The sequence below is a fragment of the Streptomyces sp. NBC_01635 genome (assembly GCF_045209715.1).
Taxonomy (GTDB): Bacteria; Actinomycetota; Actinomycetes; order Streptomycetales; family Streptomycetaceae; genus Streptomyces; species Streptomyces hirsutus.
In genome coordinates this window covers 7,937,854-7,959,980 of record NZ_CP109277.1, presented here as the reverse complement: position 1 = coordinate 7,959,980, position 22,127 = coordinate 7,937,854, and the positions used below count along the sequence as shown (strand labels likewise).

Here is a 22,127-nt window from a genome sequence, read left to right as displayed (position 1 = left end):
GTCGTGCGGCCGTCGCCCTCCCGCGGTGTCTCGATACGCGTTTGCCCCGACCGCACCACGCAACCGCGGAGGCCCGCATGCCCGCATCCATCACCTGTACCTCCCTGTCCTTCACCTGGCCCGACGGGACCCCCGTCCTCGAGGACCTCGACGTCGCCTTCGGCCTCGGCCGGACCGGCCTCATCGGCGTCAACGGGTCAGGGAAATCAACCCTGCTGAAGCTGATCGCCGGGGAACTCCGGCCGGCCGACGGCACCGTCCGCGTCACCGGCGAGGTGGGGTATCTGCCGCAGAACGTCACGCTCGACACCACGCTGAGGGTCGACGAGGCGCTCGGCATCGCCGCCCAGCGGGCCGCGCTGCACGCCATCGAGGCGGGCGACGTGGCCGAGACGCACTTCGAGACGGTCGGCGACGACTGGGACGTGGAGGAGCGCGCCCTGGCCACACTCGGCGAACTCGGCCTGGGAGAGATCGGGTTGGACCGCACCATCGGCGAGGTCTCGGGCGGCGAGTCGGTGCTGCTGCGGCTGGCCGCGCTGCTGCTGCGCAGGCCCGACGTGCTGCTGCTCGACGAGCCCACCAACAACCTCGATCTGTACGCCCGAAGGCGGCTCTACACGGCCGTCGGGAACTGGCCTGGCGTCATGGTCGTGGTCAGCCACGACCGCGAACTGCTGGAACTGGTCGACCAGATCGCCGATCTGCGCCGAGTGAACACAGCGGCGCGCAGCGCCTCGGTCGAGGGTGGTGGTGGGAGACGGGTGGGAGAGGTCACCTGGTACGGCGGCAACTACACGGCCTACGAGGAGGCGCTCGCGGTCGAACAGGAGGCGGCCGAGCGCACGGTGCGGGTCGCCGAGGCGGACCTGCGCAAACAGAAGCGCGAACTCTCCGACGCTCACGCCAAGTTGGCCCGTCGCAAGCGGTACGGGCAGAAGATGTGGGACCAGAAGCGCGAGCCGAAGATCGTCATGGGGGCCCGCAAACGCGCGGCTCAGGAGTCCGCGGGCAAGCACCGCATCATGCACGAGGAGAGGCTCGCCGGAGCGAAGGAACGGCTCGACGAGGCCGTGGAGGCGGTACGGGACGACGACGAGATCCGCGTCGACCTGCCGTACACGGCCGTACCGCCGGGACGTACCGTCCTCACCCTCACGGACCTCGCACTCGCCTACGGCGCACGGGTGGACGGCGGCTTCGAGCTGCGGGGCCCGGAACGGGTCGCACTGATCGGACGCAACGGCGCGGGCAAGACGACGCTGCTGCGCACCGTCGCGGGCGAGCTCCCGCCGGTGTCCGGGGAGGCGACGGCGCAGGTCCCGCTGCGGTTCCTGCCACAGCGCCTCGACGTCCTCGACGGCGAGCTGAGTGTCGCCGACAACGTGGCCCGGTTCGCGCCGGGCGCCACCAACAACCGGATCAGGGCCCGCCTCGCCCGCTTCCTGTTCCGGGGCGCCCGTGCCGACCAGAAGGCGGTGACGCTCTCCGGCGGGGAACGCTTCCGGGCGACGCTGGCCGCGCTGATGCTGGCCGAGCCGGCGCCGCAGCTGCTGATGCTGGACGAGCCGACCAACAACCTCGACATCGCCAGCGTCCGGCAGCTCACCACGGCGCTGGAATCGTACGAGGGGGCGCTGATCGTGGCCAGCCACGACCTGTCGTTCCTGGAGTCGGTCGGGATCACGCGCTGGCTGCTGATGGAGGAGGGGGAACTGAAGGAGATCGCACCGGAAGCCGTCGGACGACCCGAGTGAGGCAGGGCGGGCGGGGCGGGCAGAGCAAAGGAGGCAAGAGATGCAAGAGACGCAAGAGAGGCAGGAAGGACGAATGGGGCAAGTGAGGCGGACAGGACAGACGAGGCCCCCGCGACCCGCGTGCGACCTGTTCGGGCCGATTACCGGTGGCAGATCACAGGGCCGAGGGGGTGACCCGGGCCGGGTCCGCCCTGCATGATGGCTGCGCCGGCACCCGGGGAGCCGGCCGGCCCGTCGGCGCCCTCGGCACCGCTGCCGGACCTGCCCCGTCCGATACGGAGTCACGCACGTGCCCAGCAAGAAGGCTCTCGCCCTCCTGCGCCCTTCAGGCAGGGGGGAGCACCGACGCGGCCGGGATCCAGCAGGTGCGGGCGACGTTCGGGCCGCCGGGCGTCCGGGTGGTGGCGGTGCCCGTGAGCAAGGTGCCGCATCGGAAGTCGGCGGTGACGGCGCCGCCGGACGGGACGGTCGTCGGACACGTCCCGAACCTGGACGCGCCGTCGCCGTTCCCCCGTTTCCTGCCGGTGCCGGAGGAGTCCGGGGCGCATGTGGTGCTGCCGGGCGGGGACCGGCCGCTGACGGCGGAGCCGTCCACGGACCTCGGCTACGCGCCGACGCTGGTGGACATCAGGGAGTTCGAGAAGCTCGAGGGCTGCGTCACCTGCCTCTCGGTGCGGCTGCGGGACCCGTACGCCTGACGGGCGATTCCCGCTCCGATCAGCAATCTTTACGACACGCTTAACCTACGGTTTCGTAACCTACGGATTCGTAGCCTACGATTCCGTAGGTTGCCGGCGCCGCTCGCCGACACCCCGTACTGCTTCCGTCCCCTGGAGTACCCATGTCGATCGCCTCTCCCCATCTCGGCAGCCCTTCCGTCTGGACCGACGCCCGGCTGCTGTACGCGCTGGAGGAAGTGGTCGAGAAGGAGCTCAACCGGCACCTGAAGGTCACCAAGGACTGGATGCCGCACGAGTACGTGCCGTTCAGCGACGCCCGTAACTTCCCCGGCTTCTTCGAGGACGGCGAGGCCTGGGAGAAGGGGCAGTCCAAGGTCACCGAGGTCGGCCGGATCGCGCTGGTGGTGAACCTGCTGACCGAGGACAACCTGCCGAGCTACCACCACGAGATCGCCACGCTGTTCGGCCGCGAGGGCGCCTGGGGCACCTGGGTGCACCGCTGGACCGCGGAGGAGGGCCGGCACGGCATCGTGATGCGGGACTACCTGCTCGCGTCGCGGGCGGTGGACCCGGACAAGCTGGAGCAGTTCCGCATGGCGCACATGAGCGAGGGCTTCGAGTCGGACAACCGTCATTCGATGCTGCACTCGATCGCCTACGTCGCGTTCCAGGAGCTGGCCACCCGTATCTCGCACCGCAACACCGGCCACCAGTCCGGTGACCCGGTCTGCGACCGGATGCTGGCCCGCATCGCGACCGACGAGAACCTCCACATGGTCTTCTACCGGAACCTGCTCAAGGCCGCTTTCGAGCTCGCCCCCGACCTCACGATGCAGGCGGTGCGGGACGTCGTCGTGAACTTCCGGATGCCGGGCCACGGCATTCCCAACTTCGAGCGGGCCGCGGCGCAGATGGCGATCGGCGAGGTCTACAACCTGCGCATCCACCACGACGACGTGCTCCAGCCGGTGATCCGCTTCCTGAAGGTCATGGAGATCGACGGGCTCGGCCCCGAGGGCGTCAAGGCCCAGGAGGAGCTCGGCCTGTTCCTCGGCGGTCTGGACGCCGAGGCCAGCAAGTTCGACGAGAAGCTCGCGGCGCGCAAGGCCCGGATGGCCGCGCGGGCAGCCGGCTGACCTCCGCCCTCGCCCCGACAGCGGCGGGCCGCCCCGCTGACGGGGCGGCCCGCCGTCGTCGTTTCGCCCGGTCCGGGTTCCCCCTCGGGGCCGCGGGGGCCGCGGTCCCGCGCCGTCAGCGCCGGGACGTACGCCGCAGATCCAGCCGCTCCTTCTCGGAGAGTCCGCCCCAGACGCCGAAGCGCATGTCGTTGGTCATGGCGTAGTCGAGGCAGGTGGCCCGGATGGGGCACAGACCGCAGATCCGCTTGGCGTCACGGACCGAGCTGCCGGGCTCGGGGAAGAAGAAGTCTCCCCCGGTCTGCGCGCACAGGGCCTCTTCCTGCCACGTGAGGTCGGGCGACGCGATGGTGTCGATGTACATGCCCGCCAGCGTGCAGCGCGGTGAAAAACGTTCGCTCAACGACGGATCAACGCGGCGCCCCGGCCCTCGGAACCAGCCCCACGACCGCTCCGTACCCGCCCTCGGACCCCAGGCCCACACCCGCTCCGTACCCGCCCCGCATCGGCGCCCACACCCGCTCCGACCGCACGAACGATGCCCGCGTCGGCGCCGAAACACACGGCGGCGCGCGGAGTGTTCCCGCCCGAAGGCGGGGATGCCGTCGGGCGGGGGCCGGCCGCGGGCCTCACGCGGAGGCGCGGCGGACCAGGGTCGTCGGGAAGATCACGCTGGAGGGGGCGCCGCCCACGGTCTCGCGCGCGGCGTCGGTGCGGTCGAGGCCGCGCAGCAGGAGCCGGGCCATCAGCCGGCCCATCTCCTCGATGTCCTGGCGGACGGTGGTCAGCGGGGGGTCGGTCTGTTCGGCGAACGGCAGCATGTCGTCGAAGCCGACCACCGCCACGTCGTCCGGCACCCGCCGCCCGTGCTCGCGCAGCACCCGCAGCGCGCCCACCGCCGTGAGGTCGTTGGCGGCGAACACGGCGTCCAGGCCGGGGCAGCTCTCCAGCAGCTCCCGCATCGCCCGCTCGCCGCCCGCCAGGGTGAAGTCGCCCTCCGCGACGAGCCGCGGATCGGCGTCGGCCATGGCGTCCCGGTAGCCGTCCAGCCGGTCCACGGCCGAGGTCTGGTCCAGGGCGCCGGTGATGTGCGCGACGCGGCCGCGGCCGAGGCCGAGCAGGTGCCGTACGGCGTCGCGGGCGCCGCCGCGGTTGTCGCTGTCGACGTAGACGACGCCGTTCCGGCCGCCGGACCAGTCGGGCCGGCCGCCGAACACGACCGGGACCCCCGCGCGCTGGATCAGCTCGGGCAGCGGGTCGTCGAGGTGCAGGGAGAAGACCAGCGCGCCGTCGACATGGCCGCCGGCCAGGTAGCGGGCGACGCGGGCGTGGTCGTGGCGACCCTCGGTGAGCAGGAGGACGAGCTGGTTGTCGTGCGCCGTCAGCTCCCTGCTGATGCCGCGCAGCTGGCGGGCGAAGAAGGGGTCGGCGAAGACGCGGCTCTCGGGTTCGGCCACGACGACGGCGATGGCGTCGTGCCGGTTCGTCACCAGGCTGCGGGCGGCCTGGTTGGGTACGTAGCCGAGCTCCTCCACCGCCAGCCGGACCCGCTCGGCCAGGGGTTCGGTGACGCCGTCGGCCCCGTTGACCACGCGGGAGACGGTGGCTCGTGAGACCCCGGCCCGCGCGGCCACGGCCTCCAAGGTGGGGCGCGGCACTGTCTCGGTCACGTCGGGGACTCCTCACCTGCGGCTGTCGATCAGGATAGCCCCGGTGCCCCGGGCGGTGAGAGCGCTCTCCCCGGGGGTGCCCCGCCGTACGCCCGTGCCCCTCGTATCCCTTGCCCCGAGGTCCGGACCCCGTCAGTGCTCGTGCTTCCCGCCCTCCTTCTCCTCCGGGGCGGGCTCTTGCCCGTGTCCGTGTGCGTGCGGGTCGTAGCCGGGGATCGTGCCGTCCGGCTTCTTCACCAGGAACAGCCCGGTCATGCCCATGTCGGAGTGGCTCTGGACGTGGCAGTGGTACATCCAGGCGCCCGCTCCCACCCCCTCCCCCGCGATGATCTGGAAGCCGAAGGAGTCCGCGGGTCCGACGATCTTGTTGTCGATGACCTGGCTCGGGTCGTCGGGTCCGGTGAGCATGCCGGTGCGGTTGTCGGCCCAGCGGTGACCGTGCATGTGGAAGGTGTGGTAGTACTCGCCGTGCGTGATCATGACGATCTCGACACGGTCTCCGACGGTGGCCTCGAGATCGGGGCCGGTGTGGGCGGGCCTGTTGTTGATCGTCATGTCGTTGAAGACGATCGTGTGCGTGCGGTCCGGCAGGACGTCTCCCTTGCGCCGCACGATCACCGCCCCGTACAGGCCGTTGCGGATGCCGCCGGTGCCGTGTTCCGTGCCGACGACGTGGTCGTGGTAGTGCCAGTAGCCGGCGCTGCCCGAGCGCCAGGTGCCGTCCGAGCGCCGTCCGGGTTTGTGGGTGCGCCAGGTGTAGGTGCGGGTGCCGCCGGGTGCGACGTCGCTGCGGTTCATCTTGGTGCCGTCACTGGAGATCTCGTAGTCCAGGCCGTGGACGTGCAGGCTCACCGGTACGTCCATGGTGTTCTCGAACTCCACGTGCAGCGTGTCGCCCTCGTTGAGCTCGATCAGCGGGCCGGGGACGGACGCCTTGCCCTTCTCCAGTCCGTAGCCCATCTTCCCGCCGTCGAGGCGCTCGGCGTACAGCTTGACGCGCCTCACCTCGCCGCCCGCGGGAGCCGTCCTCGCCGGGGTCGGGGCGCTCACGGCCTCGGAGGATCCCAGGGACAACGATGTCGCCGCGACCGCGCCGCCCAGCAGCACCCGCCGGTTGAAGCCGCGTCTGTCCATGCCGAACTCCCCTTACTGGTACGGGACTCGATGGTGCCGAGCATCGGAAGGCGTGTGCACGCCGGCTGTGAAGTGGCTGTCATGAACCTGAGAAACCGTAGCGGCCGCTCCCCTGTTTATCCACACTCAGGACAAAGTTCGTTTCATTGCGGCCATAGGTATTGGCGTGTGACGCAAAGAGGTCTAGCTTCCTTGACGCTGTTGCTGCGACCGAGGAGGGGTGGGTGGCCACGTGCGGTTCACATCGCATCAAGGACCCATGCGCTTGCACGGGTTGAGCACGAGAACGAACAGAACGAGGCGAAGGGCCTGGGCGGCGACCGTTGCCGCCGGGGTCGTCGCCGCCGGACTGCTGTCGGGGCCCGCCGCCAACGCGCGCCCGGCCCCGGACCCGGCCCTGACAACGATGTCGATCAAGTCGCCCCCGGGCGGCGCGAATGTACGGGTGCTGCTGTTCCACGGTTCCGCCGCGGCCGGCGACGAGTCGCCGCTGGTGAACGCCGGGATCGAGGCGATCGAGAAAATCGGGCTGTCCGGTCCGGAGAACCAGAGGTTCCAGGTCACGGCGACGGACAACGCCTCGGTGTTCACCAACGACACCAGGCTGAGCCGCTTCAACGCGGTCGTCTTCCTCACCGGCGGCGGGGACGTCCTCGACCCGGCGCAGGAGGCGGGCCTGGAGGCCTACATGGAGGCCGGCGGCGGGTTCGTCGGCATTCATGACGCGGCCCGCGCGGAGCCGTACTCGGACTGGTTCACCGGTCTCATCGGGGCCCGCCCGGCCGCGTCCGGCCCGGCGGACGTCCAGCGGGCGACCGTCGAGGTCGGCGACCGGCAGCACCCGGCGACCAAGAGCCTGCCGCAGGAGTGGAAGCGGCCGGACAAGTGGCTGAACTGGGAGCGGAACCCGTCCGGCGAGGTGCACACCGTCGCCAGGGTCCGCGAGTCGACCTACCGGCCCGGGGCGGGCGCCAACGGCGCGGACCACCCCGTGAGCTGGTGCCGCGACTACGACGGCGGACGGTCCTTCTACACCGGGATGGGCGGCACGGCGTCGTCGTACGACGAGACCGACTTCCGCGACCACCTGCGCGGCGCGCTGCTGTGGACCAGCCGACTGGTCCAGGCCGACTGCAAAGCGGCCGTCAACGGCAACTACAAGGCGGAGCGGCTGACCCAGCCCAACCAGCCGGGGCAGAACGACCAGATCGGCGAGCCGCACGGACTGGTCACCGCCCCCGACGGCCGCGTCTTCTACATCGGCCGCGGCGGCGCCGACTCCTCACGGCCCGTGATCACCGACTGGAACAATCCGAACATCGGCAAAGGCACCGGCGAGATCCACGTCTACGACCCCAAGACCAAGAAGGTCACGCTCGCCGGCGCACTCACCGTCTTCGGCAACAAGGGCGGCGGCGACGAACTGGTCAAGGTCGAGGAGGGCCTGCTCGGCATCGAACTGGACCCGCGGTTCGAGCGGAACGGGTGGGTGTACCTGCACTACACGCCCCACTCGGAGATCGACCGCGACAAGCGCATGGCCGACCGGCGGGTCTCGCGCTTCACGTTCGACGAGTCCACCGGCAAGCTGGACCTGGCCAGCGAGAAGGTCCTGCTCGACTGGCCGGTACAGATCCACAGTTGCTGCCACTCGGGCGGCGGGCTGGCCTGGGACTCCAAGGGCAACCTGTACATCGCCACCGGTGACAACAACTCCAGTGGCTTCAGCGGTGGTTACTCGGGCAACAACCCCGAGCCGAACTACAAGGGCGTCTCCTTCGCGGACGCGCGCCGCACGTCCGGCAACACCAACAACCTCAACGGCAAGATCCTGCGCATCCACCCGGAGCCGGACGGCACGTACACCCTCCCCGAGGGAAACCTGTTCACCGGTGAGGAGAGCGCCGAGGGCGGCGGCAAGACGCGCGGCGAGATCTATGTGATGGGTGTGCGCAACCCGGCGCGCATCTCCGTCGACCCGCGGACCGACGTGCTCTACGCCGGCTGGGTCGGCCCGGACGCCGGTCAGCCGTCGACGACCTGGGGTCCGGCCAAGTACGACACCTTCGCCGTGATCACGAAGGCGTCCAACCGCGGCTGGCCGTACTGCATGGGCAACAAGCAGCCCTACCGGGACCGCAACCTGCCCGACCCGTCGCAGCCGCTGGGCTGGTACGACTGCGACCACCCGAAGAACGAGTCGCCGAACAACGACGGCCTGGTCAATCTGCCGCCGGTGACCGGCAACAACATCTGGTACTCGCCGCAGGGCGGCGGCCCGGACTTCCCCCGGAACGCGAACGGTGTCCCCTCCTACAAGCAGGACGAGGCCACCTACCGGCTTCCCTGGCTCAAGGGCGGCGGCCAGGCCGCGATGAACGGGCCCGTCTACCGTTTCGACGAGGCGAGCGGCAGTGCCGTCAAGTGGCCGTCCTACTGGGACGGCAAGTGGTTCGTCGGCGACTTCTACGACGCCGACCAGCCGCGCAACGCGGTGATCATGAACCCGAAGACGCAGGGCGACGGCGGACTGCCGGTGCACTCGGAGTCGCTGAAGAAGATCGTGCCGGTCGGCAACGACGGCATCAAGAACCTGATGGACTGGAAGTTCGGTCCGGACGGCGCGCTGTACGTCCTCGACTACGGCCGCGGCTTCTTCACCTCGGACTCCAAGTCCGCCCTGTGGCGGGTCACCTACACGGGCGGCGGCCCGACCCCGGCCGCCGGCCTGCTGGCGAGGAAGGCAGCGTGAAACCAGTGATGCGCGGGCAACGAAGAGTCTGGGCCGCCCTGCTGGCCGCCCTCCTCGTGGTGTTCGGCCTGCAGACCGTCTCCACCGCCGGTGAGCCGGAGGCCGGGCAGACGGGGAAGGCCGGGGCCGCGGCGGACCAGGTGCTCACCTGGACCGCGGGCAACGACATCGACAAGTACCTCTCCGCACCGGCGACCGCGGTGGCCGGAACGGCGACGATCGTCTTCGAGAACAGTGCGGCCACCGGCAACACCACCGGTATGCCGCACACGCTGACGTTCGCCACGTCGGACCCGGAGTTCAACAACGACGTCCAGCTGAACATCCTCGCCAACCCCGGTGACGCCCGGGGCGGCCGGCACACCGCCGAGGTCACGCTCACGCCGGGCCGCTACTTCTACCACTGCACGATCCCCGGCCACGGGGCGATGCAGGGCATCCTGGTGGTGACCGAGGGCAGCGGGGAGGACACCACGGCGCCCGAGGCGACGGCCGAGGTGACCGGCACACAGAACACCGAGGGCGCGTACGTCGGTTCGGCGAGCGTCGCCGTCGAGGCCACCGACGAGGGCTCGGGCGTCGACCGGATCGAGTACGCGATCGGCGCCGACGGCGCCTGGCAGCCGTACACCGCACCGGTGGTCGTCGACCAGGTCGGCACGCACACGGTGCGCTACCGCGCCCTGGACAAGGCGGGCAACGTCTCGGCGGTCAAGAGCGTCGAGTTCGCCGTCGTCGCCCCGCAGTCGGACGACACCACCGCCCCGGAGACCTCGGCGACGGTGGCCGGCGAGAAGAACCCCGACGGCGCCTACATCGACATGGCGACCGTCACCGTCAGCGCCTCCGACACGGGATCCGGCGTCAACACCATCGAGTACGCGGTCGGTTCCGGCGCCTGGCAGACGTACGGCGGACCGGTGATGGTGCATCAGGTCGGCACCCACACGGTGCGCTACCGCGCCACCGACAAGGCGGGCAACGTCTCGGCGGTCAAGAGCGTCGGGTTCACCGTCGTCGCCGCACCCCCGCAGGACACCACCCCACCGGTGACGGGCGTGAACGTCGAGGGTTCGAAGAACTCCGACGGCGCGTACGTCGGCAGCGCGAAGGTGACCGTCAGCGCCACCGACGCGCACGGCAGCGGCGTCGCCGGCATCGAGTACTCGCTCGACGGCGGGCCCTACCTGGCGTACACGCAACCCGTGGTCGTCGACCGTGCGGGCCGGCACACCGTGGCGTACCGGGCGAGCGACAAGGCGGGCAACACCTCCGCGCCGCTCACGGTGAGCTTCACCGTCGTGACCGGCCAGGTCCCCGCGCCGCCCTGCCCGGAGTACGACGAGCGGCTGACGGTGATCGTCGGCGAGGTCGACTCGGGCGTGCCCAACCGGATCACCAACAACCGGTGCCGGATCGGCGAGTTGATCGAGGACGAGAAGGAGTGGACGTCCAGCGCCCTGTTCCTGAAGCACGTGAAGAGCGTGCTGGACAAGCTCAGGAAGGAAGGCGTCGTCGACCAGCGCGAGTACCGGGCCGTCAACCAGGCGGCCCGCCAGTCCGGGATCGGCGAGCCGGGCCAGACCGACGGCTACCGCAAGATCCTCGACGGCAGCGCGGCGGCGTTCGCCAAGTGGCAGCAGGTGGGCGGTGGTTCGTTCGCACTGAACCCGGACGGATCGATCACGTCGGGCACCACGAAGTCCGGGCTCGGCATGCTGTGGTTCCCCGAGCGCAAGTACGGCGACTTCTCGCTGAAGCTGCAGTGGCGTGACGACGCCCCGGGGACCGGGAACGCCAACTCCGGCGTGTTCGTGCGGTTCCCGCAGGTCCACGACCACCCGGAGGAGACCCGGCCGGAGTGGGCCGCCATCAAGTACGGGCACGAGGTCCAGGTGTTCGACTCGCCCACCGGCGACATGTACAAGACCGGTTCGGTCTACGGCTTCGACCGGGTGGGTCTGGCCGGTGCGGGTGTGACCCAGAAGGGCACCTGGAACGACTACGAGATCCGGGTGGAGGGCCAGCACTACTCGGTCCTCCGCAACGGTGTGCTGATCAACGAGTTCGACAACACCGGCGGTCAGGACTTCACCCCGCCGCGCTCGGACGACCCGGGCACGGACGGGCGGCGGTTCGCCTCCGGTTACATCGGCCTCCAGGTGCACGGCACGACGGACGTGGTCTCGTACCGGGACGTCCGGATCAAGGAGCTGCCGTGAGAACCCTGCTGTGAAAACCCTGCTGTGAAAACCCTGCTGTGAAAACCCTGCTGTGACGCGAACTGCCGTGACACAGGGGTGAGTTCCCCCGCGAAGGCGAATCGCCGCGCCGGGCCGGGAAGCCGCGGTTTCGGGCTTCCCGGCCCGGCGCTGCCGTACCCGGCCGGGTTCCCCGGTGTCTTCGGGACTCGGGCGGGTACGGAGGACCGCCGATGCCGCCGGCCGGCTCACGGCTGCATGAGGACCTTGACCGCGCCGTCCCTCTTGTGCTGGAACATGTCGTAGGCGTGGGGCGCCTCCGACAGCGGCAGGCGGTGGGTGGCGAAGTCCTCCACGCCGAGGGGGTCGTCGTCCGTGAGGTGGGGGATGATCTCGTCGCTCCAGCGGCGCACGTTCGCCTGTCCCATGCGCATCTGTATCTGCTTGTCGAACATGGTGAGCAGGGGCATGGGGTCCGCCGAGCCGCCGTAGACGCCGGACACCGAGACGGTGCCGCCGCGGCGCACCAGGTCGATCGCGGTGTACAGGGCGGCGAGCCGGTCGACGCTGAAGCGTTCGGCCAGGGGGCCGCCGATTTTCCGGGGCAGCAGCGCCGCGGTGTTCTGCACCAGGCGGGCCACCGCGCTGCCGTGCGCCTCGGTGCCGACGGCGTCGATCACGGCGTCGGGGCCGCGGCCGTCGGTCCGGTCGCGGATCGCGGTGACCAGTTCCTTCTCGTCGTCGAAGGAGCGCAGGTCGAAGGTTTCCACGCCCCGTTCCTGCGCCCGGCGCAGCCGTTCGGGGACCAGATCCACGCCGAAGACCCGGTCGGCGCCCTTGAGCCGGGCGATCCGGCAGGCCATGTCGCCGATGGGACCGAGGCCGAGCACGGCGATGCTGCCGCCCTCGGGGATGTCGGCGTAGGCGACCGCCTGCCAGGCGGTGGGCAGGACGTCGGAGAGGTAGACGAACCGGTCGTCGGGCGGCCCCTCGGGGACCTTGATCGGGCCGTACTGGGCCTGCGGGACCCGCAGGTACTCGGCCTGACCGCCCGGCACCGCGCCGTAGAGGCGGGTGTAGCCGAACAGGGCCGCGCCCATGCCCTCGGCGCTGACCTGGGTGGTCTCGCACTGGGTGGGCAGGCCCGTGAGGCACATCCAGCAGTTGCCGCAGGCGATCTGGAAGGGCACGACGACACGGTCACCGGCCTGGAGGTCCGGTACTGCAGCGCCGACCTCCTCGACGATGCCCATGGGCTCGTGGCCGAGGATGTCGCCCGGGGTCATGAAGGGTGTGAGCACCTCGTAGAGGTGCAGGTCGGAGCCGCACAGTCCGGTGGACGTGACGCGGATGACGGCGTCCGTCGGTTCCTCGATCCGCGGGTCGGGCACCTCCTCCACGCGAACGTCCCGCTTTCCCTGCCAGGTCACTGCCCTCATCGCCGCCTGCTCCCTACGTCGTAGTGGCCGGTGCGCCGTCCGTACGGTCTGCCGCGGTGCGTGCTGCCGGCCGTGCGTACGGCGAGCGCTCCGGGTACCCGGGCGGCCCCTGCCGAACCGCTCTCCACTGGGCCGATCAGCGGAAGCCTCCGCGCGGGAACACCACCGATCACCGATGGCCACCGACGATCGGAAAAGCGCACAATCAAGACAACCGATGATGTGGGGCAGGCAGAGTGGCGACGGTGGGCACGGGACGAAGAGCACGCGCACGACGCGACGCGACGGCGAGAGCGCTGCTGGCGACGCTGCTGACAGCCGGTCTGGCGGCGGGCTGCACGGCATCGAACGGTCCGGGGGACGACGGACGCGGGGCGTCGCGCACCTCACGCCCGGCCGGGACGGACGAGACCCACGGGGACGACCGCCCGCCGGTCCTCGCGGTGAAGATCGACAACGCCTCCGCAGCCCGCCCCCAGACGGGCCTGGAGTCGGCGGACGTGGTGTACGTCGAGCAGGTCGAGGGCGGCCTGAGCCGGCTGATGGCGGTCTACGCCACCCGGCTGCCCGAGTCCGTCGGGCCGGTGCGCAGCGTCCGGGAGGCCGACCTGGAACTGCTGCGCCAGTTCGACCGGCCGATCCTGGCGTTCTCCGGGGCACAGGGCAGACTGCTGCCGCTGATCGACCGGGCTCCGTTGGAGCCCCTGACGCCCGCGACGTCCGGCACGGAAGCGGGCGTCTACGTCCGGGGCACCACGCGGTCCGCCCCGCACAACCTCTTCCTCCAGCCCCGGCGGCTCATGGACGGCCCGCCCGGCCGGGCCTCGCTGACCACCGGCTTCCGCCAGGGCCCGCCGCCCCCGGGCGGCGAACCCACGGGCACGCGCACGGTGCGCTATCCGGCGGCCCGCTTCACCTTCAGCTGGTCCGACGCCCGCGGCCGCTGGCTCGTCTCCATGGACGGCACCCCCACGCTCACCGCGCGGGGCGAGCCGGTGGCGCCCGCGACCGTCGTCGTGCAGTACGTGACCGTCCGCCCGTCCGACTACCACGACTCCCGCGGCAACAACACGCCGTACACCGAGACGGTGGGCTCCGGGAAGGCCACCGTGCTGCGCGACGGACGCGCCCACGACGTCCGCTGGAGCCGCCCGAACGCCTCGGACGGCACCGCGTTCACGACGGACGACGGCACCGAGGTGAACTTCGCGCAGGGGCAGGTGTGGGTGGTCTACGCGGAGGCCGCCTGATCAGCGCGGGGCGGCCGGCTCGCCGGGGCGGCGCAGCCCCTCGGCCGCGTCTGCCACCCGCCGGATCAACGCGAAGAACGCGGCCTGCTCGCCGGCGTCCAGCGGGCCCAGGAAGACCTGGTTCATCCGGGCGGTGCGCACCGCCAGCTTGCGGTGGGTGCGCAGGCCGTCGTCCGTGAGCCGGAGCAGGAAGCGGCGGCCGTCCTGCGGGTCACGGACCTTGTCGAGCAGTTCCCGCCGGATGAGCCGGCCGATCACCTCCGCGATGGTGGACCGGTCCAGCCCGACCCGCTCCCCCACGGTGCGCTGGTCCAGCCCCGGCTCGGCGACGAGCGCGTTGAGGACCGCGAACTGCGGGGAGGTGATCTCCTCGGAGACCATCGTGTTCCACAGCAGGTGGTGCGCCTGCTGGAGCCGCCGGGCCAGGTGCCCGGGATGGGTGCTGAGGTCCACCGCGGCCATGTACGCCCCTCACTGCCGATGCCGCGGTCCACTGCCGCGGTTCGTTGGTGTGATTCGTTGGTGTGATTCGTTGGTGCACTGAACAATACCCGCGCAGTACCGACCCTGCCTGCGGTACGTGACGACATCGATGCAGGATGCGCCGGGGTATTGACGCTCCCGCCCGACGATGGCAGCGTGAAGGAAGTACTACGAAAATACTCAGTGCCCTGACTAATTCGGGACCGGCGACGCAGACCGACGACGCGCGTCCGGCCGACTGGGCCGGAAGGAATGGGGTACCTCGGATGGACAAGGTGGTGGCCTCCGTGACGAACGTTCTCACCCAGCACGACATCGACCGGGAGATCGCGGCCGAGCACGCCGCGTACGAGAAGCGGGTGGCGGGCGGTGCCCCGGTCGAGCACCATCCACGCCGCGACTACCGGCCGTACCGTTCGTCGGTGCTGCGCCACCCCCGGCAGCCGGCGATCGCGGTCGACGTGACCAAGGACCCCGAGCTGGTGGAACTGTCCTCCCCCGCCTGGGGGGAACGGGACGTCACCGAGACCGACAACGACCTCACCCGGCAACACACCGGTGAGCCCGTCGGCGAGCGAATAACCGTCTCCGGGCGGCTGCTGGACCGAGACGGCCGCCCCGTGCGCGGCCAGTTGGTGGAGGTCTGGCAGGCCAACTCGGCCGGGCGGTACGCCCATCAGCGTGAGCAGCACGACGCGCCGCTGGACCCGAACTTCACCGGCGCCGGCCGCACCCTCACCGACGGCGAAGGCTTCTACCGCTTCACGACCATCCAGCCGGGACCGTATCCATGGCGCAACCACGTCAACGCGTGGCGCCCGGCGCACATCCACTTCTCCGTCTTCGGTACCGCCTTCACCCAGCGGCTGGTGACGCAGATGTACTTCCCGAACGACCCGCTGTTCCCGTACGACCCGATCCTGCAGTCGGTGACCGACGACGCGGCCCGTCAGCGACTGGTGGCGACCTACGACCACAGTCTGTCGGTGCCGGAGTTCTCCCTCGGCTACCACTGGGACATCGTGCTCGACGGCCCGCGGGCCACCTGGACGGAAGAAGGGCGCTGACCGTCATGACGAAGATCGACACGGGCAATCCGGAGAACGTGCTGCCCACCCCCTCGCACACCGTCGGCCCCTTCTACGGCTATGCGCTGCCGTTCCGCGGCGGTGAGGACATAGCGCCGGCCGGCCACCCGGACACCGTCACCGTGCACGGTTACGTGTACGACGGCGAGGGCGCCCCGCTGCCGGACGCGCTGCTGGAGGTGTGGGGACCGGACCCGGAGGGCGACCTGGCGACCGCCGACGGTTCGATGCGGCGGGACCCGGCGAGCGGTGACTTCCTGGGCCGCAACGGGGTGGAGTTCACCGGCTTCGGCCGGATCCAGACCGACGCCGACGGCCACTGGTACGTGCGCACGCTGCGGCCGGGGGCCCGGGGGCGAAACGCGCCGTACCTCAGTCTGTGCGTGTTCGCGCGGGGCCTGCTGACGCATCTGTTCACCCGGATCCACCTGCCGGACGACGAGGCCGCGCTGGCGGCGGACCCGCTGCTGTCCCGGCTCGACACAGAGCGCCGCGCCACGCTGATCGCGGCGGACGAGGGGCGGGGGACGTACCGTTTCGACGTCCGCCTCCAAGGTGAGGGCGAAACGGTTTTCCTGGAGTTCCGGTGACATCGTCCGATGCCGGCACCGGCCTGCTCTCCCCCGGGTGGGCCGGTTCCCCGGCCGCCGCCGAGGCCGGGGACGGCGCCGTCCTGCGGGCGCTGCTCGACGCGGAGGCCGCGCTGACCCGGGCGCAGGCGGCGGCCGGGCTCGCCCCCGCCGAGGCGGCGGCGGCGGTCACGGAGGCGGCCGCCGACCCCGGGCGCTTCGACCTCGCCTCCCTCGCCGAGCGGGCGCGGGACGGCGGGAACCCGGTGATCCCGCTGGTCGCGGATCTGACCCGGGCGGTGGGTGAACCCCACGGCCCCTATGTGCACCGGGGGGCGACCAGCCAGGACATCATGGACACCGCTCTGATGCTGGTGGCCCACCGCGCCCTCGGTCCGCTCCTCGACGACCTCGAGCGCGCTCAGCGGGCGCTCTCCGGCCTCGCCGCCGAGCATCGCGACACGGTGCTGCCGGGGCGCACACTGACCCAGCACGCGGTGCCGACGACGTTCGGGCTGAAGGCCGCCGGGTGGCGCTCCCTCGTGCTCGACGCCCGCGACCGGACGACGGCCGTACGCGTCTCGCTCCCCGCCCAGCTCGGGGGTGCGGCCGGGACCCTGGCCGCGTTCACGGCGTACGGGGCGGCGGACCCGACCGGGCTTCCCGCGCTCTACGCCCGTGAGCTCGGACTGCGCCCGCCCGCTCTCCCCTGGCACACGCTGCGCACACCGGTCGCCGATCTCGCCGGCGCTCTCGCCTTCACCGCCGGGGCTCTGGGCAAGCTCGCCGCGGACGTGCTCACGTACTCCCGCACCGAGATCGCGGAGGTCGCCGAGGGCAGCGGCGGCGGGTCCTCGGCCATGCCGCACAAGACCAACCCGGTGCGTTCGACGCTGATCGCGGCGGCGGCCCGGCAGGCGCCGCAGCTCGCGGCCACGCTGTACGGCTCGCTGGCGGCCGAGGACGAGCGGCCGGCCGGGGCCTGGCACGCCGAGTGGGCGCCGCTGCGGGAGCTGCTGCGCCTGGCCGGCGGCGCGGCCCGGGACGCCGCCGAACTCACCGGTGGACTGCGGGTGCACGCGGACGTGATGCGTGAACACCTCGGCCTGACCCATGGGTTGATCGTCTCCGAGCGGCTGTCCGCCGAGCTGGCACCCCTCCTCGGGCGCGGCCGGGCGAAGGAACTGCTCACCGGCCTGGCGCGGCGCGCGTACGCGGAGGGCCGCGACCTCGGAACGCTGCTCGGCGACATGCTCGATGAACTGCTCGCGAAGGAGCCGGAGTTGGCCGAGCGCCCGGAGTGGAAGCGCTTCGACCTCACCGCAGCGACCGACCCCGCCCGTTACACCGGCTCCGCCGGACTTCTCACCGACCGTGCACTGGAGCGCTCGTGACCGACACTCTCCTCAACCACCGTACCGAAGGTTCCGGTTCCGCTCCCCCGCTGCTGCTCGGCCCTTCGCTCGGCACGTCGTACGCCCTGTGGGACAAGGTGGCGCCCGAGTTGTCGGCCGCGCACCGGGTGGTCCGCTGGGACCTGCCGGGGCACGGCGGTTCGTCGGCCGGGCTGATCGGTCCCGGCGCGACCGTCGGTGATCTGGCGGATCTGGTGATCGCGCTCGCCGACGCCCTCGGCATCGAGCGGTTCGCCTACGCGGGGGTGTCGCTGGGCGGCGCGGTGGGCCTGGAGCTGGCCGTGCGGTATCCGCAGCGGGTGTCGTCGCTGGCCGTGATCTGCTCCTCGGCGCACTTCAACGGCGCGAAGGCGTGGGAGGAGCGGGCGGCGCTGGTGCGGAGCGAGGGCCTCGCGGGGCTTGCGCAGAGCGCGGACTCCCGCTGGTTCACGCCCGGTTTCACGGTGCCGGAGCTGGTCCGCGACCACCGGGACGCCGATCCCGGGGCGTATGCCGCCTGCTGCGACGCGCTGGCCGCGTTCGACCTGCGGGACCGCCTCGCACACATCGGGGCGCCGACACTGCTGGTGGCCGGCCGGGAGGATCCGGCGACGCCCCCGGCGCATCTGCGCGAGATCGCCGACGCGGTGCCGGGAGCGGGACTCGTCGAGATCCCGGGTGCCTCGCATCTGGCGCCGGCGGAGCGCCCGGAGGCGGTGCTGACGGCACTGCGGGCCCACTTCGGCGGGGACGCGGCGAGCGGGATGCGGGTACGGCGCGAGGTTCTCGGGGACGCGCACGTGGACCGGGCCCAGGCCCGGCAGACGCCGTTCACCGCGCGGTTCCAGGACTTCATCTCACGCTACGCCTGGGGGGAGGTGTGGACCGATCCGACGCTCAGCCGCCGCGAACGCAGCATGATCACGCTCACCGCCCTGGTCGCGCACGGCCACTACGACGAACTGGCCATGCACGTCCGCGCGGCACGGCGCAACGGGCTCACCCCGGAGGAGATCGGGGCCGTCCTGCTGCAGACGGCGGTGTACTGCGGGGTGCCGGCGGCCAACTCGGCGTTCGCCACGGCCCAGCGGGTGCTGGCGGAGGAGCCCGAGGAGCCGTCGTGACACGCTGCCGGCCCAGGGAGCGACGGGCAGGAAAGGAACCGGAGCGGGGTGCCACGGGCCGTCGGCGGGCGGAGCGGCCGTGCGGATCCGGACCGGTAGGGCTGCCGGTGAGCGGGCTGGGCCTCTTCCGTCGGTGACGACAGTGCCGTCACCGACGACAGTGACGATGGTGACGGCAGTGACGACGTCTGCTGCCGCCGGAGCACTGCGGACCGACACCGGTCGGCGTACGGGCCCGCGGCCGGCCGAGCGTCCCGGGCAGGCCCTCACCGGTCGGCTCCTCGCCCGGGAACAAGCGGGTGACGCTGCGCCCGACGGTCGAGCGGGACGCGGCCGGCCGTGGGCCCGGGGGTCACAGGGGCCGGTTGCCCGGCTCTCCTCCCGGGGCCGTGGCCGAGCCGGCGGCCCGGGCCCGGCCGGTCGCCGTGGCCAGTTCGGCCTCGGCGCGGGCGGCCAGGCTGTCCGCGCCGCAGGAGCGTGCGAGCGCCAGGCCCCGCTCCAGGTCGGTCCGCGAGCGGGCGAGGATGCCGTACTCGACGCGGGCCGCCGCGTGTTCGTACTGGCAGGGTGAGGACTCCAGGTAGGCGACGGCCCGGGCGGCGAGTCTCACCGCCCGCCGGCCGGTCTCCAGGGCGGCGGCGCAGCGCAGGGCCTCGCCTATGGCGGTGTCCGTGCCGAAGCGCTCGGCCTGGCTGCGGTACTCGACGGCGAGCCGGGCGGCACGGGCCGGGTCCTCGGTGGCGAGGGCACGGGCGAGGTCGGCGGCCCAGAACAGGTGGACGGGGTTGTGGTGGCCGCGGGAGGCCGCGGCCTTCTCGGCGGCCTCCAGTTCGTTGATGCCGTCCTTCGTACGGCCGACCGCGAGCAGCAGCCTGCCGCGCACCGAGCGGGGGTCGGGCAGCACGATGGTGGACGGGTAGGGCGGCGCGAACCCGTGCCGTTCGGCGACTTCCCAGGCCTCGTCGACATGGCCGCGGACGAGCAGGGTGTCGACCAGGTTGCAGGTCGCCGTCCAGTACAGGGGCAGGCCGCGGCCCACGCGTTCGGCCAGGCGCAGGGATTCGCGCAGCGACTTCTCCGCCGCCACGAGGCGGCCCCGCCTGCGGTGCGCGAGCCCGATGTAGGCGTGGGCGAGGACCAGGTGGCCGCCGCTCCAGCCGGCTGTCTCGTAGGAGCGCAGGGCCTCGTTGTAGAGGCTTTCGGCGCGGTCGAGGCGGTCGGTGTAGACGTACGTGCTGGCCAGCATCAGCAGCAGTTCGACGCCCCATTCGGCGTCGGTCCAGCCGAGGCCGGGCGCGAGGCGGCCGTTGACGAGGACGCGGTCGCTGTTCTCGGTGACCACTTCGGCGTTCTCGCCGCGCATCATGGCGTCGAAGCCGCGCAGAATGAGCAGCGCGCGTTCGGAGTTGTCCCGGCCGGTGCAGGTGGCGGCGAGGGCGGCGAGGCGTTCGGAACGGCCGGGAGCGATGGTCTCGCCGGCGTGGATGCCTTCCCACATGAACTGCACGGCCTGCAACCGCATCCGGGCGGGGCCGGGCTCCAGCCGGGCGGCCTCCTCGTCGACGGTGCGGACGGCCTCCTCCATCTGGTCGTTGTGCAGCAGCGCCTGGGAGAGCCTGACCACGGCGTCCACCCGTGCGTCCCCGTCGAGGCCGGACATGCCGAGCGCGGTCCGCAGATGGCCGATGGTCCGGGCGGGCGCGGTGAGAAAGGTGGCGCAGCCCAGTTCGTAGAGCACGGGCGCGTGGACCTCGGGGCGGGGAGGTTCCTCCAGGGCACGCTCCAGGCAGCGGCGGGCGGCGTCCGGGGCGCCGACGGCGAGGTGTTCACCGGCGGCGTCCCGCAGTTGCCGGACGAGTTCCTCGTCGTCGTCCGGGTGCACTTCGAGGAGGTGGCGGGAGGCGGCCGCGGCGCCGCGTCCGGAGTCGGTGACGATCCGGGCGGCGATGCCGTGCATGGCGCGGCGCAGCGCGTCGGGGATGGAGTTGTAGACGGCGGTGGCGATCAGCGGGTGGACGAACTCGAGGTCGGCGGGTCCGCTGCGGCCGGTGCCGGGGTCGGGGGTGGTGAGGATGCGGGCGCTGCGCAGCCGCTCGGCGCAGCGGACGGCGTCGTCGTGGTCGAGGGTGGCGAGCTCGGCCACCAGGTCGACGGTGATGTCGCTGCCGAGGATGGCGGCGGCCCAGGCGAACCGGGTGGCGTCTATGCCGAGTTCTTCCAGCCGGGCGACGAGTCCGCCGCCGCGGGCGGAGCGGTTCAGCGCACGCAGTTCACCGGCGTTCGCCTCGACGGGTTCGAGTTCGCTGTCCTGGACCTTGGCGAGGAGTTCCACGGTCTCGTAGGGGTTGCCGCCCGTGACGGCCCACACCTCGCGGCAGAACGCGGCGTCCGCGTTCTCGCCGAGGGTGGCGCGGGTGAGGCCGGCCGCGGCGGGCGGGGTCAGCGCGCTGAGGATGGTGACCGGGTGCTCGGTCGCGGCGGCGACGGCGTCCAGGTGGTGGGTGCTCACCCCGGAGATGTCGCCGGGCCGACGGGCGACCACGACGAGAACGGGCAGGTCCGCCAGGTTTTCCGTGAAGGCGGAGAGCCAGTTCAGGGTCTCCTGGTCGGCCCAGTGGGCGTCGTCGACGGTCAGTACCAGCGGCCAGTCCCGGCGGGCCAGCCGGCGCACGGCGGCGACCAGGCCCTCGCAGACGCCCTGCGGGTCGGCGTGCCGGTCGCCGGGCTCGGCTATGCCGAGGGCGGGGCCGGCGATGTCGTACCAGTCGCCGAGGTACTCGCGTGCCTCCTCCGGCAGCATCGACAGCAACGCGGGCTGGAGGAGCTGGCGTACGACGTTGAACGGGACGGTGCGCAGGGTCTCGCCGCCGCGGGCCGACCACACGGTGCAGCCGCGTTGTTCGGCGATGCGCCGGGTCTCGGCGAGCAGCGCGGTCTTGCCCAGTCCCGACTCGCCCCGCAGCACCAGCAGGCTGCCGGGCGAGGAACGGTCCGCGCACAGGGTGTCGACCACCGCGGTGATGGTGGCGATCTCCTCGTCCCGCTCCCAGAGAGAGGCCGATGCCGTGGGCCGTACCTCCGTCATTCCGCTACCTCCCCAAGCCGTCCGAACGACGTACAGGCGTCGAGCGTAGTCCTCCGAGGGCCCCGACGGAGGACTACCGACCGGGCTCTTGCCGTGACGGGTGACACCGGGTACAGGGGTCGACGCACCCTGCCCCTCATCAGGGGTCATGCTGTCAACACCTGTCAAGGGAAGGGAAAGTGACGGATCGTCGGGTTTTTTCGGCGGGGGGGCGGGCCGAGTCGGTGAGTCCCGGGCCGGGCTCCCGGGGGGCCGGGAGGTCCGGCCACCCGGCCGACGCGCTCGCCGGGCGCGCGCTCGCGGCCCGCACCGCCTCGGACCCCCGAACATACGGACCTCTCTCATCCCTCTTTCACCGACGCCTC

Annotated in this window: 15 protein-coding genes and 1 pseudogene; 10 read left to right on the top strand and 6 right to left on the bottom strand. The window is 71.8% G+C overall.

Going from position 1 to position 22,127, the window contains the following annotated elements; genetic code table 11:
* Positions 1-77 precede the first annotated feature (77 nt).
* The 3 genes and pseudogenes from OHB56_RS36780 to OHB56_RS36770 all read left to right on the top strand — a co-directional run bounded on the left by OHB56_RS36780 (position 78) and on the right by OHB56_RS36770 (position 3,573).
* A complete protein-coding gene (locus OHB56_RS36780; RefSeq protein WP_406358181.1) occupies positions 78-1,757 on the top strand; it encodes an ABC-F family ATP-binding cassette domain-containing protein in 1,680 nt (559 codons plus the stop codon).
* Between the two features lie 332 nt (positions 1,758-2,089).
* Positions 2,090-2,455, top strand: a pseudogene (locus OHB56_RS36775) (N(G),N(G)-dimethylarginine dimethylaminohydrolase); the annotation flags it as partial.
* Between the two features lie 143 nt (positions 2,456-2,598).
* Entirely contained in the window at positions 2,599-3,573 is a 975-nt protein-coding gene (locus tag OHB56_RS36770) for an acyl-ACP desaturase (protein WP_359731875.1), read from the top strand.
* A 115-nt stretch (positions 3,574-3,688) separates the two neighbouring features.
* On the opposite strand, the gene OHB56_RS36765 is transcribed toward OHB56_RS36770, so the two are convergent.
* From OHB56_RS36765 to OHB56_RS36755, 3 genes are all read right to left on the bottom strand, one after another.
* Positions 3,689-3,937 carry a WhiB family transcriptional regulator gene (locus OHB56_RS36765; protein WP_326756035.1) on the bottom strand — a complete coding sequence of 83 codons (249 nt, stop codon included), beginning with the start codon at positions 3,935-3,937 and terminating at the stop codon, positions 3,689-3,691.
* A 265-nt stretch (positions 3,938-4,202) separates the two neighbouring features.
* Positions 4,203-5,243, bottom strand: coding sequence for a LacI family DNA-binding transcriptional regulator (locus tag OHB56_RS36760; RefSeq protein ID WP_406358178.1), 1,041 nt, complete (start codon positions 5,241-5,243; stop codon positions 4,203-4,205).
* A 132-nt stretch (positions 5,244-5,375) separates the two neighbouring features.
* Positions 5,376-6,377, bottom strand: coding sequence for a multicopper oxidase domain-containing protein (locus OHB56_RS36755; protein WP_326756033.1), 1,002 nt, complete (start codon positions 6,375-6,377; stop codon positions 5,376-5,378).
* Positions 6,378-6,636: 259 nt separating this feature from the next.
* On the opposite strand from OHB56_RS36755, the gene OHB56_RS36750 reads away from it, so the two are divergent.
* Both OHB56_RS36750 and OHB56_RS36745 read left to right on the top strand, forming a co-directional pair.
* Positions 6,637-9,129, top strand: a complete 2,493-nt coding sequence (locus OHB56_RS36750; RefSeq protein ID WP_406358176.1) for a ThuA domain-containing protein — start codon at positions 6,637-6,639, stop codon at positions 9,127-9,129.
* A gap of 8 nt (positions 9,130-9,137) precedes the next feature.
* Entirely contained in the window at positions 9,138-11,351 is a 2,214-nt protein-coding gene (locus tag OHB56_RS36745) for an OmpL47-type beta-barrel domain-containing protein (RefSeq protein WP_326757241.1), read from the top strand.
* 227 nt (positions 11,352-11,578) lie between these two features.
* Here the strand turns inward: OHB56_RS36745 and OHB56_RS36740 are convergent, their stop codons facing one another.
* On the bottom strand, positions 11,579-12,769 hold the full coding sequence (locus OHB56_RS36740; protein WP_326756031.1) for a zinc-dependent alcohol dehydrogenase: 1,191 nt from the start codon (positions 12,767-12,769) through the stop codon (positions 11,579-11,581).
* 236 nt (positions 12,770-13,005) lie between these two features.
* Between OHB56_RS36740 and OHB56_RS36735 the strand changes: the two genes are divergently transcribed.
* Entirely contained in the window at positions 13,006-14,019 is a 1,014-nt protein-coding gene (locus tag OHB56_RS36735; RefSeq protein WP_326756030.1) for a DUF3048 domain-containing protein, read from the top strand.
* Here OHB56_RS36735 and OHB56_RS36730 read toward each other — a convergent pair whose 3' ends face one another.
* Positions 14,020-14,481: a MarR family winged helix-turn-helix transcriptional regulator gene (locus OHB56_RS36730; protein WP_055592370.1), complete on the bottom strand. Its 462-nt coding sequence runs from the start codon at positions 14,479-14,481 to the stop codon at positions 14,020-14,022. It abuts the gene before it with no gap.
* Between the two features lie 308 nt (positions 14,482-14,789).
* On the opposite strand from OHB56_RS36730, the gene pcaH reads away from it, so the two are divergent.
* Genes pcaH through pcaD form a run of 4 tightly spaced genes read left to right on the top strand, consistent with a single transcriptional unit; the run spans position 14,790 to position 18,677 of the window.
* A complete protein-coding gene (pcaH, locus tag OHB56_RS36725; protein WP_326756029.1) occupies positions 14,790-15,569 on the top strand; it encodes a protocatechuate 3,4-dioxygenase subunit beta in 780 nt (259 codons plus the stop codon).
* 5 nt (positions 15,570-15,574) lie between these two features.
* Positions 15,575-16,180, top strand: a complete 606-nt coding sequence (gene pcaG / locus OHB56_RS36720; protein WP_055592368.1) for a protocatechuate 3,4-dioxygenase subunit alpha — start codon at positions 15,575-15,577, stop codon at positions 16,178-16,180.
* Positions 16,177-17,553 (top strand): 3-carboxy-cis,cis-muconate cycloisomerase, encoded by a 1,377-nt coding sequence (pcaB, locus tag OHB56_RS36715; protein WP_406358172.1) that lies wholly within the window; start codon positions 16,177-16,179, stop codon positions 17,551-17,553. The genes pcaG and pcaB overlap by 4 nt, the downstream gene beginning before the upstream one ends.
* The gene (gene pcaD / locus OHB56_RS36710; protein ID WP_055629680.1) at positions 17,550-18,677 is read left to right on the top strand and encodes a 3-oxoadipate enol-lactonase; all 1,128 of its coding nucleotides are present in this window, start codon (positions 17,550-17,552) and stop codon (positions 18,675-18,677) included. The genes pcaB and pcaD overlap by 4 nt, the downstream gene beginning before the upstream one ends.
* Positions 18,678-19,029: 352 nt before the next feature.
* Here the strand turns inward: pcaD and OHB56_RS36705 are convergent, their stop codons facing one another.
* Positions 19,030-21,762 (bottom strand): ATP-binding protein, encoded by a 2,733-nt coding sequence (locus tag OHB56_RS36705; protein WP_406358171.1) that lies wholly within the window; start codon positions 21,760-21,762, stop codon positions 19,030-19,032.
* Between the last annotated feature and the right edge of the window lie 365 nt (positions 21,763-22,127).

Coding starts and splice junctions, on each gene's coding strand:
- OHB56_RS36780 (WP_406358181.1), top strand. CDS start 78: ATGCCCGCATCCATCACCTGTACCTCCCTGTCCTTCACCTGGCCCGAC.
- OHB56_RS36755 (WP_326756033.1), bottom strand. CDS start 6,377: ATGGACAGACGCGGCTTCAACCGGCGGGTGCTGCTGGGCGGCGCGGTC.
- OHB56_RS36750 (WP_406358176.1), top strand. CDS start 6,637: ATGCGCTTGCACGGGTTGAGCACGAGAACGAACAGAACGAGGCGAAGG.
- OHB56_RS36765 (WP_326756035.1), bottom strand. CDS start 3,937: ATGTACATCGACACCATCGCGTCGCCCGACCTCACGTGGCAGGAAGAG.
- pcaG (WP_055592368.1), top strand. CDS start 15,575: ATGACGAAGATCGACACGGGCAATCCGGAGAACGTGCTGCCCACCCCC.
- OHB56_RS36740 (WP_326756031.1), bottom strand. CDS start 12,769: ATGAGGGCAGTGACCTGGCAGGGAAAGCGGGACGTTCGCGTGGAGGAG.
- OHB56_RS36730 (WP_055592370.1), bottom strand. CDS start 14,481: ATGGCCGCGGTGGACCTCAGCACCCATCCCGGGCACCTGGCCCGGCGG.
- OHB56_RS36705 (WP_406358171.1), bottom strand. CDS start 21,762: ATGACGGAGGTACGGCCCACGGCATCGGCCTCTCTCTGGGAGCGGGAC.
- OHB56_RS36770 (WP_359731875.1), top strand. CDS start 2,599: ATGTCGATCGCCTCTCCCCATCTCGGCAGCCCTTCCGTCTGGACCGAC.
- OHB56_RS36745 (WP_326757241.1), top strand. CDS start 9,138: ATGCGCGGGCAACGAAGAGTCTGGGCCGCCCTGCTGGCCGCCCTCCTC.